Origin of the sequence: Flavobacterium gelidilacus DSM 15343, assembly GCF_000422685.1 — a bacterium.
GTDB classification, from domain to species: domain Bacteria; phylum Bacteroidota; class Bacteroidia; order Flavobacteriales; family Flavobacteriaceae; genus Flavobacterium; species Flavobacterium gelidilacus.
Map to the genome: position 1 here is coordinate 21,805 of NZ_KE383904.1, position 16,200 is coordinate 38,004.

The 16,200-nt window shown below is 30.9% G+C and carries 14 protein-coding genes; 10 read left to right on the forward strand and 4 right to left on the reverse strand.

Annotated features, from left to right (window positions below):
- The first annotated feature begins 61 nt into the window (after positions 1–61).
- From porU to G507_RS0112545, 10 genes are all read left to right on the forward strand, one after another.
- Entirely contained in the window at positions 62–3,925 is a 3,864-nt protein-coding gene (gene porU / locus G507_RS0112500; protein WP_026717799.1) for a type IX secretion system sortase PorU, read from the forward strand.
- Between the two features lie 38 nt (positions 3,926–3,963).
- Positions 3,964–5,127 (forward strand): type IX secretion system outer membrane channel protein PorV, encoded by a 1,164-nt coding sequence (porV, locus tag G507_RS0112505; RefSeq protein ID WP_026717800.1) that lies wholly within the window; start codon positions 3,964–3,966, stop codon positions 5,125–5,127.
- An 80-nt stretch (positions 5,128–5,207) separates the two neighbouring features.
- Positions 5,208–5,690: a cytidine deaminase gene (gene cdd, locus G507_RS0112510; protein WP_026717801.1), complete on the forward strand. Its 483-nt coding sequence runs from the start codon at positions 5,208–5,210 to the stop codon at positions 5,688–5,690.
- Between the two features lie 131 nt (positions 5,691–5,821).
- Complete coding sequence (pdhA, locus tag G507_RS0112515; RefSeq protein ID WP_026717802.1) at positions 5,822–6,823, forward strand: pyruvate dehydrogenase (acetyl-transferring) E1 component subunit alpha; 1,002 nt, start codon at positions 5,822–5,824, stop codon at positions 6,821–6,823.
- Between the two features lie 3 nt (positions 6,824–6,826).
- Entirely contained in the window at positions 6,827–8,452 is a 1,626-nt protein-coding gene (locus G507_RS0112520) for a pyruvate dehydrogenase complex dihydrolipoamide acetyltransferase (RefSeq protein WP_026717803.1), read from the forward strand.
- Between the two features lie 134 nt (positions 8,453–8,586).
- Entirely contained in the window at positions 8,587–8,970 is a 384-nt protein-coding gene (locus G507_RS0112525) for a DoxX family protein (protein WP_026717804.1), read from the forward strand.
- 92 nt (positions 8,971–9,062) lie between these two features.
- Entirely contained in the window at positions 9,063–10,049 is a 987-nt protein-coding gene (locus G507_RS0112530) for a M28 family metallopeptidase (RefSeq protein ID WP_026717805.1), read from the forward strand.
- On the forward strand, positions 10,039–10,722 hold the full coding sequence (locus tag G507_RS0112535; RefSeq protein ID WP_026717806.1) for an SDR family NAD(P)-dependent oxidoreductase: 684 nt from the start codon (positions 10,039–10,041) through the stop codon (positions 10,720–10,722). The genes G507_RS0112530 and G507_RS0112535 overlap by 11 nt, the downstream gene beginning before the upstream one ends.
- A 1-nt stretch (position 10,723) precedes the next feature.
- The gene (locus G507_RS0112540; protein ID WP_026717807.1) at positions 10,724–11,326 is read left to right on the forward strand and encodes an ImmA/IrrE family metallo-endopeptidase; all 603 of its coding nucleotides are present in this window, start codon (positions 10,724–10,726) and stop codon (positions 11,324–11,326) included.
- Positions 11,327–11,441: 115 nt separating this feature from the next.
- Complete coding sequence (locus G507_RS0112545; protein ID WP_026717808.1) at positions 11,442–12,494, forward strand: mannose-1-phosphate guanylyltransferase; 1,053 nt, start codon at positions 11,442–11,444, stop codon at positions 12,492–12,494.
- 5 nt (positions 12,495–12,499) lie between these two features.
- Here the strand turns inward: G507_RS0112545 and G507_RS0112550 are convergent, their stop codons facing one another.
- The 4 genes from G507_RS0112550 to G507_RS0112565 all read right to left on the reverse strand — a co-directional run bounded on the left by G507_RS0112550 (position 12,500) and on the right by G507_RS0112565 (position 16,149).
- Positions 12,500–13,270, reverse strand: a complete 771-nt coding sequence (locus tag G507_RS0112550) for an ABC transporter ATP-binding protein (RefSeq protein ID WP_026717809.1) — start codon at positions 13,268–13,270, stop codon at positions 12,500–12,502.
- Positions 13,267–14,016 (reverse strand): MlaE family ABC transporter permease, encoded by a 750-nt coding sequence (locus tag G507_RS0112555; protein WP_026717810.1) that lies wholly within the window; start codon positions 14,014–14,016, stop codon positions 13,267–13,269. Before G507_RS0112555 ends, G507_RS0112550 begins: the two co-directional genes overlap by 4 nt.
- Positions 14,017–14,257: 241 nt before the next feature.
- Positions 14,258–15,160 (reverse strand): DUF6268 family outer membrane beta-barrel protein, encoded by a 903-nt coding sequence (locus tag G507_RS0112560; protein ID WP_026717811.1) that lies wholly within the window; start codon positions 15,158–15,160, stop codon positions 14,258–14,260.
- A gap of 140 nt (positions 15,161–15,300) precedes the next feature.
- Entirely contained in the window at positions 15,301–16,149 is an 849-nt protein-coding gene (locus tag G507_RS0112565; protein WP_026717812.1) for a glycosyltransferase family 2 protein, read from the reverse strand.
- Positions 16,150–16,200: the final 51 nt, after the last annotated feature.

Genomic DNA, 16,200 nt, shown 5'->3' on the forward strand with positions numbered 1-16,200 from the left:
TTTAGTAGAAAAAAATATTCTCTCTTTGTAATATAATATTAAGTTTTTCGTTTTGCTATTGATGAAAAAGAAAATTTTTGCTGTTTTAGTTCTATTCTTGTTTTCCATTACAATTTTTGCTCAAAATAAAGAAGCAGTTAAAATTGAATGGAAGCTATCTAACTATTCTATACTAGAAAAGCAATATGTTTTTCCAAGTTTTCAAGAAAAATTCTATGATGTCGATTTAGTTAATAAAAAATTATTTTTTAAAAGTAATTTTATTTCATCCTACTCAAATACTATCAGACTTATTGATTTTAAAACAGAGGTTATAAGCGAAAAGGATTTATATGACTTGGAAAAGAATAAATTAGAGCCAAAAATTAATTTTCAAACTTCTTTTTCAAAAGCTAGAGAAGATTTTTATATTTCTTATTCTTTTAACCCAATTTATATGGAGAATGGGATAATTAAAAGAGTTGTTTCTTTTGAATATGAAATTATAAATAGTCAAAGAAATAATGTAAACACTCAATTTACTCAAAACATTGAAAATTCTGTTTTAGCAACGGGTGATTGGTATCGTTTTTATATAGAAAAATCGGGTGTTTATAAAATTAGCAAAGGATTTTTAGAAAGTTTAGGTTTTAATACAAATGTTGATCCAAGAAACATAAGAATTTATGGTAATGGTGGGCGAATGGTACCATTGTTAAATAGCACTTCTTATCCAATGGATTTAGAAGAAAATGCCATTCAGTTTATTGGAGAAGAAGATGGGAATTTTTCTAGTCAAGATTACATCTTATTTTATGCTGAAGGAACAGATACTTGGAGTGCAGAAAATAGAACGCATTTAAATTTGTTTGCAGACAAATCATATTATTATGTCACTTCTTCTTTAGGTTCTGGTAAACGAATACAAGAAATTATTCAGCCAACAGGAACTCCTTCACTAAATTTCACTGTTTTTGATGATTATAAATTTTATGAAAAGGATTTATTTAATCCAGGAAAAATTGGTAGAAAATGGCTTGGAGATCAATTTGGCATAGAAAACGAAAAAACGTTTGAATTTAATATCCCAAATATTGTAACGTCTTCACCAGTAAAATTTTATGCTAATTTAGCATCAGCTTCTTACGGAAGTTCTAATTTTCAAGTTCAGGTAAATCAGCAAACTATCGGAAATGTCTCATTTACATCTTTAGCAAATGTTGATTTTGTTTCAGCTGTTGAGAATTTTCTGGAAACAACATTTAATACTTCTAGTTCAAATATAGCAGTTAAATTAACTTATAGTAACGGTGGAGTTCCTGCGTCAAGAGGTTATGTTGATTATATTATTTTGCAAGCCAAAAGAAATTTAACAGGTTATGGAAACCAGTTTGTTTTTCGAAATTTAGAGGAAGAAAGCAATATAGGTGTAGGACAATATACAATTTCAAACGCTTCTTCTATTTCCCAAGTTTGGGATGTTTCTGATATTTATAATGCTAAAAAATACAGTAACAATCAAGCTACTTTTTCCTATAAAGTTAATTTAGGTCAATCAAAAAAATATATCGCTGTTGATGTTAATGACTACTTTAATCCATTAAAAGAATCTAATTCTAAAGTCATAAATCAAAATTTAAAAGGTACAATTTTCAATTCTTCTCAAGGAACTATTGAAGATGTAGATTATGTAATAGTAACTCCCAGTTTTTTGTATGGTCAAGCAGAAAAATTAGCAAATTTTCACCGAAACAATAGTGGTTTAAAAGTAAGAACCGTTACGCTTGAGAGTATTTATCAAGAATTTTCATCAGGTAAGCAGGATGTTGCAGCTATTAGAAATTTTATAAAGTATATCTATAATAATGCTTCAACCACACAAAATAGAATAAAATATGTTAATTTATTTGGTGATGCTTCATTTGATTATAAAAATAGAATACCAAACAACACAAACATAGTTCCTGTTTTTCATGGATTGAATCCGTTGGCAAATATGACAAACAATACTTCCAATTACTCTGTTTTGACTACGTTTATGTCGGATGATTTTTTTGGATTAATGGATGACAATGAAGGGCAAATGTTGCCCAATGGTAGTGAAGGTATAGATATTGCAGTAGGAAGAATGGTTGTAAGCACTGCTCAAGAAGCTGATGATGTTGTGAATAAAGTTATTCATTATTATGATGAGAAGTCATATGGAAGGTGGAGAAATAGTTATGTGGTTTTGACTGATGATGCTGATTCTGAATCTGATTCTTCTTTACAATTTGGTTTAAATGGAATGATTGATAATTTAAACAATAATTATCCATTTATAAACGCAAAAAAAATTCATACAGATGCTTATGTACAAGAGGTTTCAGCAGGTGGAAATAGGTATCCGAAAGCTAAGCAAGATTTTGTAGATGCAATTGAATTAGGTGCTTTAGTTGTTAATTATTATGGACATGGAGGTGAATATGGTTTTGCTCAAGAAAGAATTTATGAAATAAGTGAAGCCTTAAGCTTGAATAATTTTAACAATTTACCGTTGTTTATTACAATGACATGTGATTTTAGTCGTTTTGATAATCCTTACTTACAAACTGGAGGAGAGTTTACTTTTTGGAATCCAGAAGGTGGAGCGATAAATTTAGTCACAACAACTAGACTGATATTTGTCCCAGTTGCCTCAACAATGAATGTTAATTTTAACTTTTTTTTATATCCTGATGCTAACAATCAACAAGTTTCTATAGGTGAAGCTCTGAGAAAGGCTAAAAACATGAACAATAGTGATAATAGAAGGGTTGTTTTTAATATAGGTGATCCCGCTCTAAAATTAGCAATTCCAAAACCAAAAGTAGTTTTAACAAAAATAAATGGTGTAGATGTAAGTCAACCAACAGATGTTTTAAATGCTTTAAGTTATGTTACGCTTTCCGGAGAAGTTAGAAATACAAATGATAATTTATTGTCAAGTTATAATGGTGATTTAGCGGTTCAAATTTTTGATAAAAATATTCAAAGACAAACTTTGGGAAATGATGGAGTTACAGATTCTTCAGGAAATTTAATTACAATGAGCTTTACTACATTAGGAGAAACTATTTTTAGAGGGAATGCATCTGTAGTAAATGGAAAATTTGAATTTGGTTTTGTAGTGCCAAAAGATATTAAAATTGCCGAAGGAACAGGAAAAGTTAGTTTTTATGCAAAATCGGCTAATCCATCGCTTCAAGATCAAACAGGTCACGATTTTTCTATAAAAATAGGTGGAATTAACCTCAATGCACCAGAAGACACAACACCACCAACAGTTAGGTTATACATGAATGATGAGTCTTTTGTTTATGGTGGAATAACAAATGATTCTCCAATATTTTTAGCATTTCTAGAAGATGAACATGGTATTAACACAGCAAGCGGAATTGGGCATGATATTGTTGCTATTTTAGATGGTGATGAACTTAATCCTTATGTGTTAAATGATTATTATGAAACGGAGCTAGATAATTATCAAAAAGGGAATGTGCGTTTTCCTTTCAGGGATTTAGAGCCAGGATTGCATACTATTACATTTAAAGCGTGGGATGTTTATAATAATTTAATTACTTCCGAAATACAATTTATAGTAGTAGGAAATGATGACATCACCCTAAGTAATGTTTTAAATTATCCAAATCCTTTTGTGAGTTATACTGAGTTTTGGTTCAACCATAATCGACCTTTTGAAATGTTAGATGTTCAAGTTCAAATTTTCACAATAACAGGAAAAGTGGTTAAAACAATTAATCAATCTGTTTTGACAGAAGGTTTTTTATCAAGAGAAATTAAGTGGGATGGAAGAGATGATTTTGGGGATAAAATTGGAAAAGGTGTTTATGTATACAAACTGACAGTAGTTTCGACTATTGATGGGAAAAAATCAGAAAAACATGAGAAACTTGTAATACTTTAATAAAATAGTATATTTGTCAATTAAATAAGAAGAATACAATGAAAAAAATTGCTTTAATAATATTAATAATCACAACATTTAAAATCCAAGCTCAAGATAGAGTAATAACTACAGGAGTTCCGTTTTTGTTGATTGCTGCTGATGCACGTTCTGCGGGTATGGCTGACATGGGTGTTGCTACTTCTCCAGATGCTTATTCACAACAATACAATCCTGCAAAATATGCTTTTTCTTTAAGAGAGCAAGGTTTCTCTTTAAGTTACACACCATATCTGACAGATATTGCAAACGACATTTCGTTGGGGCAAGTAACTTACTACAATCGAATAAATGAAAAAAGTGCTTTTGCTGGAAGTTTAAGGTATTTTGGTTTAGGAGATATAGAATTAAGACAATCTTTCGATGATACGCCAAGAACAGTGTCTCCTAACGAGTTAGCATTGGATGGATCTTATTCTTTAAAATTAAGTGAAAGATTTGCAATGGCAATTGGAGGTAGGTTTATACGTTCAAACCTAAAAATTCCTGATGGAACAACAGATGCTTCTGCGGCTTCAACTTTTGCTGTAGATGTTGCAGGGTATTATCAATCAGAAGAAGAAGCATATGCTGATTTTAATGGTCGTTGGAGAGCAGGTTTCAATTTGCAAAATTTAGGGCCAAAAATTAAATATGATAATGATGTAACAAATACTAACTTTATACCTTCAAACTTAAGACTTGGAACAGGTTTTGATTTTATATTTGATGAATATAATAAAGTAGCTTTAACAGGAGAGGTTACAAAGTTATTGGTGCCAACTCCACCAGAAATTACAGATGTAAATGGTGATGGAGTTATTGATAGTGAAGATTCTTCGCAATTATATAGTGATTATCAAAAAATTGGCTGGGTTTCAGGAATTTTTAAATCTTTTGGTGATGCACCAGATGGATTATCAGAAGAGTTGAAAGAATTTACTTGGGCTTTAGGCGCAGAATACAGTTATCAAGATTCATTCGCACTGCGTTTAGGATACTTCAATGAAAGTGTAGAAAAAGGAGCAAGAAAATACTTAACACTTGGAGCAGGCTTCAAGTATCAAATAGTAAAAGTTGATTTATCTTATTTATTCTCTGCATCAAAAGTAAAAAACCCATTAGAAAACACATTACGTTTTTCTTTAACGTTTAACTTTGGTGATGAATATGATGAATATTAATCAATATTAAATAAAAGCAACAAGATCCAAATTCTAATTTTTAGAGTTTGGATTTTTTTTCCCCTATTAAAGAAATAAACATGAGAGAATTAAATATTAATACGTCTTTTAAAGTATATGATTCAATTGATGAATTAGATACAGAAACAAAAAAGTTGATGCAAAAAGCAATTAAAGCTAGAAAAACAGCTTATGCACCTTATTCAAACTTTTCTGTTGGTGCTGCTTTAAATTTAGACAACGGAGAAACTATAACTGGAACTAATCAAGAAAATGCGGCTTATCCATCGGGATTATGTGCTGAACGCGTGGCTATTTTTTATGCAGGGTCACAATTTCCAAATGCTAAAGTTTTAAAGCTTTGTATAACTGCTTCTCCAAATGATAGAGATTCTGATATTCCAATTCCACCTTGCGGAGCATGTAGACAATCAATTGCAGAATATGAATTTAAACAAGAAACAGCTATCGAAATTTATTTTATGGGCGCAAAAGGTGAAATCTATAAATCAGATTCTTTAAAGAACTTGTTGCCATTTATGTTCGATAAAAATCATCTATAACGATTTCGTTAACTATTTTTATCAAATTGTCAGTAAAAAACTTAAAAATCATGAAATTTAATTTTTTCAATAAGCTAGGAAATAGTATTTTTGCTAAATATGAAGTAAATTTCATCAAATAACATCAAACAATGAAGCCAATTACAAAAGAAGTGTACCTAAAGTGGTACGAAGACATGCTATTGTGGAGAAAATTCGAAGACAAATTAGCTGCACTTTATATTCAACAAAAAGTTAGAGGATTTTTACATTTATATAATGGTCAGGAAGCTGTTTTAGCTGGAGCATTACATGTAATGCAATTAGGTGGAAAAGATAAAATGATTACGGCTTATCGTAACCACGTTCAGCCAATCGGAATGGGTGTTGATCCAAAAAGAGTAATGGCTGAGTTATTAGGAAAAGTAACTGGTACTTCTAAAGGAATGGGTGGCTCTATGCACATTTTCTCTAAAGAACATGGTTTTTATGGAGGACATGGAATTGTAGGGGCTCAAATTCCAGTTGGTGCAGGTATGGCTTTTGCGGATAAATATTTTGAAACTGGTGGAGTTACCTTAACCTATTTTGGTGATGGTGCTGCTCGTCAAGGTTCTTTGCACGAAGCCTTTAATATGGCTATGCTATGGAAATTACCAGTAGTATTTATCTGTGAAAATAATGGATATGCAATGGGAACTTCTGTTGAAAGAACAGCAAATCATACAGACATTTGGAAACTTGGTTTAGGGTATGAGATGCCTTGCGGACCTGTTGACGGAATGAATCCTGTAAAAGTTGCTGAAGCAATGGAAGAAGCAATGGATAGAGCAAGACGAGGTGACGGACCAACTTTCTTGGAAATGAAAACCTACAGATATAGAGGTCACTCAATGTCTGATGCGCAATTATATAGAACAAAAGACGAAGTAGAAGAATATAAGAAAATTGACCCTATTACCCAAATATTAGATGTCATTAAAGAAAGTAATTACGCTACTGAAACTGAAATTGAAACAATCGACCAAAGAGTAAAAGACTTAGTAGAAGAATGTGTAACATTTGCAGAAGAATCTGACTTCCCAGAAGTAAGTCAGTTATATGATGTGGTGTACGAACAAGAAAATTATCCATTTATACCTCATAAATTATAAAACATGGCAACAGTAGTAACAATGCCTCGCTTAAGCGATACAATGACAGAAGGAACTGTAGCAACTTGGTTAAAAAAAGTTGGGGATAAAATTAGTGAAGGAGATATTTTAGCCGAAATCGAAACCGATAAAGCTACAATGGAATTTGAATCTTTTAACGAAGGAACTTTATTACATATTGGAATTCAAGAAGGAGAAACAGCAACAGTTGATTCACTTTTAGCAATTATTGGTGAAGAAGGTGAAGATATTGCAGCTCTTATTGCAGGTGGTGCTTCAAATGATAAAAAAGATGAGTCAAAAGCTGAAGAAAAATCAGCTTCTGAATCAGAACCAAAATCTGCTGAATTACCAAAAGGAGTTAAAGTAGTAAAAATGCCTCGTTTAAGTGATACCATGACTACAGGAACTGTAGCAACTTGGTTAAAAAAAGTGGGAGACAAAGTTAGTGAGGGAGATATTTTAGCTGAAATCGAAACAGACAAAGCAACAATGGAGTTCGAGTCTTTCAATGAAGGAACTTTACTATATATTGGAATTCAAGAAGGAGAAACAGCTCCAGTTGATACTATTTTAGCAATCATTGGACCTGAAGGAACAGATGTGTCAGGAATTGCGGAAAATTTTTCAAATGATACAGATACTAAAGAGGAAGTAAAAGACGTAAAAACAGAAACAAAAACAGAAACTACTGCTTCTCATTCTTCATCAACGAATAACGCCGGTGGAAGAATTTTTGCATCGCCTTTAGCCAAACAAATAGCAAAGGAAAAAGGAATTGATTTAAATCAAATTGTTGGTTCTGGTGAAAACGGAAGAATTGTTAAATCTGATGTTGAAAACTATGTACCTTCTACTAATATAAATACTAGCTCAGTACCAGAAACAGTTGCTCAAGATAAAAAAGAAACTGTTGCAAATGTCCAACCGTTTGTTCCGGTAGGAGAAAAGTTAATAACAACGAGTGCAAATTCTCAAATGAGAAAAACTATTGCTCGTCGTTTGGGAGAATCAAAATTTACGGCACCACATTATTATTTAACAATTGAGTTAGATATGGATAATGCAATTGCTTCAAGAACTACTATTAATTCACTGCCTGATACTAAAGTTTCATTCAATGATTTGATTGTTAAAGCTTGTGCAATGGCTTTAAAAAAACATCCTCGTGTAAATTCACAATGGACAGAAAAAGAAACAATATTAAATCATCATGTTAATATTGGTGTTGCTGTTGCTGTTGAAGACGGACTGTTAGTACCAGTTTTGCCATTCACTGACCAGATGAGTTTGACGCAAATTTCTTCTAGTGTTAAAGATTTAGCAGGAAAAGCTAAAGCTAAAAAATTATCACCTGCAGAAATGGAAGGTAGTACATTTACTATTTCTAATTTAGGTGCTTATGGAATTATTGAATTTACTTCAATTATAAACCAACCTAATTCAGCAATTTTATCTATTGGAGCAATTGTTGAAAAACCAGTTGTTAAAAACAGTCAAATTGTTGTTGGAAATGTAATGAAAGTAACACTTGCTTGCGACCACAGAACAGTTGATGGTGCAACAGGAGCTCTATTCTTACAAACCTTAAAAAGTTATTTAGAAAATCCAGTTACAATGTTAGCTTAAACTTCTATTTATATATAATAAGAAAGTCTCGATTTTATCGGGACTTTTTTTATGTAACTAATTCAAATTTTGTTGTCTGACTAACAGTTGAGTAAATTTGAGTAGTGTACTTTTGAATAAATAAATTTTGAGTTATGTGTAAAAAAATATTCATTTGGGTTTTACGTTTGGTAGTAGCAATAATTTTATTGCAAACGTTATTTTTTAAATTCACAGCTGCACCAGAAAGTGTTTATATATTTTCAACTTTAGGTATAGAACCTTATGGAAGAATTGGTTCTGGTATAGTTGAATTAATTGCTTCTGTCTTAATTTTAATTCCAAGAACAACTTTATTGGGAGCAATTATAGGTTTAGGGACTATGACGGGTGCAATTTTGTCACATGTAACCAAATTAGGAATAGAAGTTAATAACGATGGTGGAGCTTTGTTTACAATGGCTATAGTCGTTTTTGTTAGCTGTGCGATTTTAATTTATGTAAATAAAGATAAAATCTCTACACTTTTTGAAGTTTAAAATCTAAATTGTTGATAGATTTAACAATAAACTATAGCAATAAAGTCCTGATTTTCTCCGATTTTTTTTATTTTTACTAAAACTTACATAAAATGAGAAAATTATATTTTTTTGCTTCTTTATTAATTATTGCATGTGGTTCACCAAAGTTAATTTCGACAACTAATCCAGTTGTAACAGAGTCAACTTCAGGAATAACCAAAGTTGATTTTGCTAAAGAAGAAAACGTTGCTAAAACCTTAAAATTTTTAGCTTCTGACGATAATGAAGGAAGAGATTCAGGAAGTAAAGGAATTGAAAAAGCCAGTATTTTTTTAGAAAATATGATGAAAGAAAATGACATCAAACCTTATTTCAATACTTATAGAGATACACTTTCAAATTTTGATAAACCAGCATACAATATAGTTGGATATATTGAAGGAAATGATCCGAAACTTAAAAATGAATTCGTGATCATTGGAGCTCATTACGATCATATCGGTAAAATTGCTGCTGTAAATGGTGACGATATTGCTAATGGTGCAAACGATAACGCTTCAGGTTCAACTGCTGTTACAGAAGTCATGAAGTATTTTGCTAAAAATAAAGCAAATAAAAGAAGTGTAATTTTTACTTTCTTTTCAGCTGAAGAAAAAGGATTGCTAGGCTCAAAACATTTAGCTAAAAAATTAAAAGCAGCCAATTTAGATTTATACTTCATGTTTAATTTTGAAATGATTGGAGTTCCAATGCAAAACAAAGATTTTATTCTTTACTTAACTGGTTTTGGAAAAACGAATATGGCTTCAAAAATGAATGAATATGCGGGTGAAAAAGTGATCGGATATGTTCCAGCTGAAACTAAATACCAATTATTTAGAGCTTCGGATAATTATCCGTTCTTTACAGAGTTTGAAGTTCCTGCTCAAACGGTTTCAACATTTGATTTTGAAAACTTCGATTTTTATCACAAACCAGATGATGAATTTGAATTAATGGATCCAAAACACATGACCAATGTCGTAAATACAATGATTCCAGTTTTGGAGATAATGATGAACAAACCCACAAAAGAAATTACAATAAATGTCAAATAAAAATATAATAATCACAGGAACTTCAAGAGGAATTGGCTACGAAATGGCTTTGCAATTCGCAAATGAAGGTCATAATGTTTTAGCTTTATCACGAAAAACTCCTAAAATTTTAATCGAACACAAAAATATAACTTGTTTGTCTGTTGATTTATCTTTAGATTCAGCAATTGAGGAAGTAGAAGATTTTATCAAAAACACGTTCAAGAAAGTGGATGTTCTAATTCACAATGCTGGAGCTTTATTACATAAACCATTTGAACAAATATCTTCAAGTGAATTTGAAAACATCTATAAAGTAAATGTTTTTGCTGTAGCGAGTTTAACTAGAATTTGCATTCCATTTCTTCAAAAAGGAAGTCATGTTGTAACAATAAGTTCAATGGGAGGAATTCAAGGAAGTATGAAATTTGCAGGTTTAGCAGCTTACAGTTCAAGTAAAGGAGCAGTTATTACTTTGTCAGAATTACTTGCAGAAGAGTACAAAGAGCAAGGCATTAGTTTTAATGTTTTAGCTTTAGGTTCCGTAAATACAGAAATGTTGCAAGAAGCTTTTCCAGGATATGAAGCACCACTTTCTGCTCAAGAAATGGCAAATTATATTCACGATTTTGCTTTAACCGGAAATAAATATTATAACGGAAAAGTACTGCAAGTTTCATCAACAACACCATAGTTTGAGTAACGTTTTAGAAAAATACTTACCTTCTCATGCAGTCGAATCTTGTTTTGAACTTGTAAAAGCTAATCATGTACATTTAAAAATTGTAAATGAGAGGCAAACTCGTCATGGTGATTATCGAAAAGATGCGCAAGGTTTCCATTTGATTACAGTAAATTCTAATTTAAATAAATATAGATTTCTAATCACACTAATTCACGAAATTGCTCATTTGGTAGCTTTTCAGAAATTTGGAAGAAACATAAAACCACATGGAGTAGAGTGGAAACATACTTTTCAAAGACTTATGGTTCCTTTTATCCGACCAGAAATATTTCCAAACTCAGTGTTGTCTTTAGTAGCAAATCATTTTAGAAATCCAACAGCAAGTAGCGATACTGATGCTAGATTAGCATATGCTTTAAAACAGTTTGATGAACGAAAACCAGATGTTTATTTTATACATGAAGTGCCAAGTGGTAGTTTATTTAGAATAAAAAATGGTAGAATTTTTCAAAAAATCGGACTTCGGGTAAAGCGATATGAATGTACAGAAATGAGTTCTGGAAAAACCTATTTATTCAATGCTAATGCTGAAGTTGAAATTATCCCAGGTTAGTTTGTCTATAGCAAAACGTTATTCAAAGAAACATCATTTCGTTTAATAGAATAACAGATTAATTTGTATATTTAGCTATTATTTTTGTACTTATAATTACAAAGAAAAAAATAAAATGAATAAAAATTATTACGCAATATTAATGGCCGGTGGAGTTGGTTCTCGATTTTGGCCCGTGAGTACAGTAGATTTTCCTAAACAATTTCACGATATGTTAGGAACTGGTGATACTTTAATTCAAAAGACTTTTTCTAGATTAGCAAAAATAATTCCAGTCGAAAATATACTAATTTTAACTAATGAGAAGTATAATAATTTGGTTTTAGAGCAATTGCCAATGGTTAAACAAGAGCAAGTTTTGTTAGAGCCTGCTATGCGTAATACAGCACCTTGTATTTTATATGCTTCACTAAAAATCCAAAAACAAAATCCAGATGCAGTTATGGTTGTTGCACCAAGTGATCACTGGATTGAAGATGAAGAAGAATTTGCAAACAATTTAAAACAATGTTTTGATTTTTGTGGTTCAGAAAATGCATTGATGACATTAGGAATACAACCAACTTTTCCAAATACAGGTTTTGGTTACATTGAATATGATAAAGCAGATTCAAATCCAATAAAAATAGTTAATCAATTTAGGGAGAAACCAAATTATGAAACAGCAAAAGCATTTTTAGCTAGTGGAAATTTTCTTTGGAATGGAGGAATTTTTATTTGGAGTGCAAAAGCAATTACAGAAGCATTTGCTGAATTTCAACCTGTGATGAATAAGTTATTTCAATCTGGATTAGAAAAATATAATACAAGTTCTGAAAGAGATTTTATTAATTCGAATTATGGTCTAGCAGAAAACATATCTATTGACTATGCCGTTTTAGAAAAGGCAAAAAATGTTTATGTATTGCCAGCAACTTTCGATTGGAACGATCTTGGAACTTGGGGTTCATTACACGAAAAATTAGATAAAGATGAGAATAAAAATGCTGTTGTTAACGCAACTGTAGTTTTAGAAAATGCATCTAATAATATAATAAGGGCAGACAATAAGAAAGTAATTGTAATTGATGGATTAAACGACTATATCATTGTTGATAAGGATGATGTTTTACTAATTTATCCAAAAAGTAAAGAACAAGATATTAAAAAAATTGTTTCTAAATTGTAGTTTTTTTATTTCTGATCTTCTTCCAAATACATTTGTCTAACTTTCTTGAATAATTCTGATGAATAAACAAAATCGGTAACTGCTTCGTTATCGGTTTTGAATATTTCTCTATTAGAACCTTCCCATGCTACTAGACCATTTTTTAAGAAGACAATTTTCTCTCCAATCTCCATTACAGAATTCATATCATGCGTATTAATAACGGTTGTGATATTATATTCTTCAGTAATTTCTTTAATCAAATTGTCAATAACAATAGCCGTTTTTGGATCTAAACCCGAATTGGGTTCATCACAAAAAAGATATTTGGGTTTGTTTACAATAGCCCTTGCAATAGCAACACGTTTTTGCATACCACCCGAAATTTCTGAAGGCTTTTTGTCGTTAGCATCTATCAAATTCACTCTGGCTATTACAAAATCAACACGCTCTTTTATCTCTTGAGGTGTTTTTTTAGTAAACATTTTTAGAGGAAAACCAATATTTTCTTCAACGGTCATACTGTCAAATAAGGCACTTCCTTGAAAAACCATCCCTATTTCTGTTCTTAGAGCTCTTTTTTCATCATTGGAAAGCTCAGAGTAGATTCTACCATCAAACGAAATTGTACCGGTTTCTGGAGTATGAATACCCAATAATGATTTTAGAAAAACCGTTTTTCCAGAACCACTTTGTCCTATGATTAAATTTGTTTTTCCAGCTTCAAAACTAGTTGAAATTCCTTTTAAAACTTTTTGATCACCAAACGTCTTTTCTATATTTTTTACTTCTATCATGCGCTTAAAAGGAGTTGAGTTAATAAATAATTTACCAAAATAATTACAACTGAAGTCCAAACAAATGCTACAGTACTGGCTTTTCCAACTTCTAAAGCACCACCTTTCATATAAAAACCATGAAAAGAAGGAATTGTAGCTAAAATAAAAGCAAAAACAGATGTTTTAATAAAAGCATAAGTAATATGAAAAGGAATAAAATCCGTTTGAATACCTTGTATAAATTCGGCGCTAGAAGTAAATCCTCCATAAACACCAGCCATCCAGCCACCAAGTACACCTAAAAACATACTAATTCCAATGAGGAATGGATATAATAACAAGGCAATAAGTTTAGGAAAAACTAAATAATTAAGTGAATTGACACCCATTACTTCAAGAGCATCAATCTGTTCGGTAACACGCATAGTTCCTATACTAGATGTTATAAAAGAACCCATTTTTCCAGCCATAATTATCGAAATAAAGGTTGGAGCAAATTCAAGAATCACAGATTGTCTGGTAGCAAAACCAATTAAATATTTTGGAATTAAAGGATTTGTTAAATTCAAAGCAGTTTGAATCGCTACAACACCACCAACGAAAAATGAAATAAATGCCACAATTCCCAAAGAATCAATAATTAAATCATCAATTTCCTTAAAAATAAGTTGTCGCATGACTTTCCATTTGGTAGGTTGCTTGAAAACCTCTTTCAACATTATAAAGTAACGACCTATTTGAGTTAGGTATCTAATTAACATCATAGTTTTAAAATATCATCAAAAATACTAAGAAGTTATGAGTTTTGTGTTATGTCTTATGATTTTTTTGGGCGTTCCCTTTCAGGTCGTACTGTCCACTATATCTTTTGCTTCATTGCATTACACAAAAGGATGCCGTTCCCATCACTAACGCAGATCTCGTAAGGTTAAAATTTTCTATTATACCAAAAACACTTTAAGTCTATCAAAGTTCTTAAAGTGTTTAAGGAGTAAATAATATTTTTTATTTCATTTTATTTAAATCAAATCTGTAAATAATATCTCCACCTATATATGGCGCAGCAACAAACTCAGTGTTTAATCGGTTTCTCTTATCACCAGAAACTTGTAAAGTTAGAACTTGAAGGCCTACAGTATCATTTTGATTATATAAACCATAGTCAGTAGTGTCGTAACCTACCTTGGCTCTCATTAAAAGAGCATTATTCATTAGGCCATAAGAAGCATAAAGTCCAAAACGAATAGATTCTTCCTGTATGTATAAATTCGAATTTGAAGCGGATATGTTATAAGATTTAATAGATGTTAACAAGTCAGAACCCACACTGAATTTAGAACCAAGAGCATAATTAATATCCATTCTAATGGGTAATGTAGCGTTTATGTATAGTTTTTTGTTTTGAGATCTGTGCCATAAACCTATAATTGGTGTTAAAGTAGTTCCGAAATTTTCTGTAGAACTATATAGACCAAATTTATATTTTAAATTTTCTTTAGCTTGATAATCTATAATAGCAATACCACCAAATTGATAGTCGTTTGATCCAAGATTATTAAAATCGGAAGCAATTTTTGGAAGCAAAACATAAGTTCCCGACCATTTTTCAGAATGTTGGTATTTTACTCCCAAATTCAAACGAGCCATGGTTAAATTGCTATTATTTGACGAAGGAGCGAAGCTAAGGTTTGTGTTTTCTGCTGTAAGACCAGTTAGAAGTACTAATTTGTCATTTATTACGCTTGGGTAATAAAGTTCAAAATTTAAATTTTTTACATTAGTTTCTGAATTTGTTCCGTTTTCAAGAGTTGAATTGTTTAGACTAAATTTTACAATATCAACATAATCTTGAGCATTTGTCTGAATTGTAAATAGGAACAGTATTCCAAGTAAAGCGATTTTTTTCATTTTAGATAGTTTTGTTTTTTCAAAGAAATTAAAACAACACTAATAAAAAGCAATAATAAATGTTAAAAAAATGAATAAATAAAACATTTAATGACAATTATAAAAATTATTTATAGGTTAAGAAATCTAAATAAACAGATTTAAATCAACTTTTCCTTCATTTTTTTCCAACGATACTTTCTAATGAATTTAGCTTGTTCTTGAGTCACAAATAATTCTTTTCCAGACGATTTAGCTTTCCAAAATCCTTTTATATAATCAATAAAAAGCAAAGGTTTTTTCTTCCTTAAAGCTAGTTTTAAGGAAGCTACAGCAGTAATCCAAAAACCATACCCTAAACTATAAAAAGCTTCTCCTTGTTTATAACGAGCAGCTTTATTGTAATTGGCTCCAGTTGGTTTTAGGTGTTTTACTTGTAAAGATTCATCTGTAACCACTTTCCAATTGTAGAATTTACATAATAATTCGTCAACGGTGTCCCAGCCCATAGCCGTTTTTAGTCCACCAATTTGCTTGAAAGTTTCTTTTCTATAAGCTTTTAATGCACCACGTATATGATCTTTATCGGTTAAACTTTCTAAAACCCATTCATTATTTTTTTCGATATAACAAAAACCACCAGCCATACCTATTTCTGCATCAGCTTTAAAGTGATTCAATATAGTTTCGAAATAATTTAAAGGTAAAATTAAGTCTGAATCTAGTTTTACGATCACACCATAATCATCGTCTAATTGCGATAATCCTTTATTAAAGGCTTTAATTACTTTGCTTCCAGGTAAATGAATGGCTTCAGAGTTGTTTTTGACTGCAGAAATAAAAGAGAATTTCTCAGCGTATTTCTCAGCAATTTCAAAAGTTTTATCAGTCGAATTATCATCAACTATAACTAATTTTTTAGGTAAAATAGTTTGATTCACAATTGAATGAAGTGTTAATTCAATAAATTGTTCTTCGTTGTAAGCTGGAATGATAATGTAGTAATTCATAAATGAAATTCCAATTTTTAAAATTCCAAATTCCAATTGAATGGGTTTTTT

What these genes read in the sequence shown, in the direction of transcription:
- porU (WP_026717799.1), top strand. Translation starts at nt 62, where the DNA reads ATGAAAAAGAAAATTTTTGCTGTTTTAGTTCTATTCTTGTTTTCCATT.
- porV (WP_026717800.1), top strand. Translation starts at nt 3,964, where the DNA reads ATGAAAAAAATTGCTTTAATAATATTAATAATCACAACATTTAAAATC.
- cdd (WP_026717801.1), top strand. Translation starts at nt 5,208, where the DNA reads ATGAGAGAATTAAATATTAATACGTCTTTTAAAGTATATGATTCAATT.
- pdhA (WP_026717802.1), top strand. Translation starts at nt 5,822, where the DNA reads ATGAAGCCAATTACAAAAGAAGTGTACCTAAAGTGGTACGAAGACATG.
- G507_RS0112520 (WP_026717803.1), top strand. Translation starts at nt 6,827, where the DNA reads ATGGCAACAGTAGTAACAATGCCTCGCTTAAGCGATACAATGACAGAA.
- G507_RS0112525 (WP_026717804.1), top strand. Translation starts at nt 8,587, where the DNA reads ATGTGTAAAAAAATATTCATTTGGGTTTTACGTTTGGTAGTAGCAATA.
- G507_RS0112530 (WP_026717805.1), top strand. Translation starts at nt 9,063, where the DNA reads ATGAGAAAATTATATTTTTTTGCTTCTTTATTAATTATTGCATGTGGT.
- G507_RS0112535 (WP_026717806.1), top strand. Translation starts at nt 10,039, where the DNA reads ATGTCAAATAAAAATATAATAATCACAGGAACTTCAAGAGGAATTGGC.
- G507_RS0112545 (WP_026717808.1), top strand. Translation starts at nt 11,442, where the DNA reads ATGAATAAAAATTATTACGCAATATTAATGGCCGGTGGAGTTGGTTCT.
- G507_RS0112550 (WP_026717809.1), bottom strand. Translation starts at nt 13,270, where the DNA reads ATGATAGAAGTAAAAAATATAGAAAAGACGTTTGGTGATCAAAAAGTT.
- G507_RS0112555 (WP_026717810.1), bottom strand. Translation starts at nt 14,016, where the DNA reads ATGATGTTAATTAGATACCTAACTCAAATAGGTCGTTACTTTATAATG.
- G507_RS0112560 (WP_026717811.1), bottom strand. Translation starts at nt 15,160, where the DNA reads ATGAAAAAAATCGCTTTACTTGGAATACTGTTCCTATTTACAATTCAG.
- G507_RS0112565 (WP_026717812.1), bottom strand. Translation starts at nt 16,149, where the DNA reads ATGAATTACTACATTATCATTCCAGCTTACAACGAAGAACAATTTATT.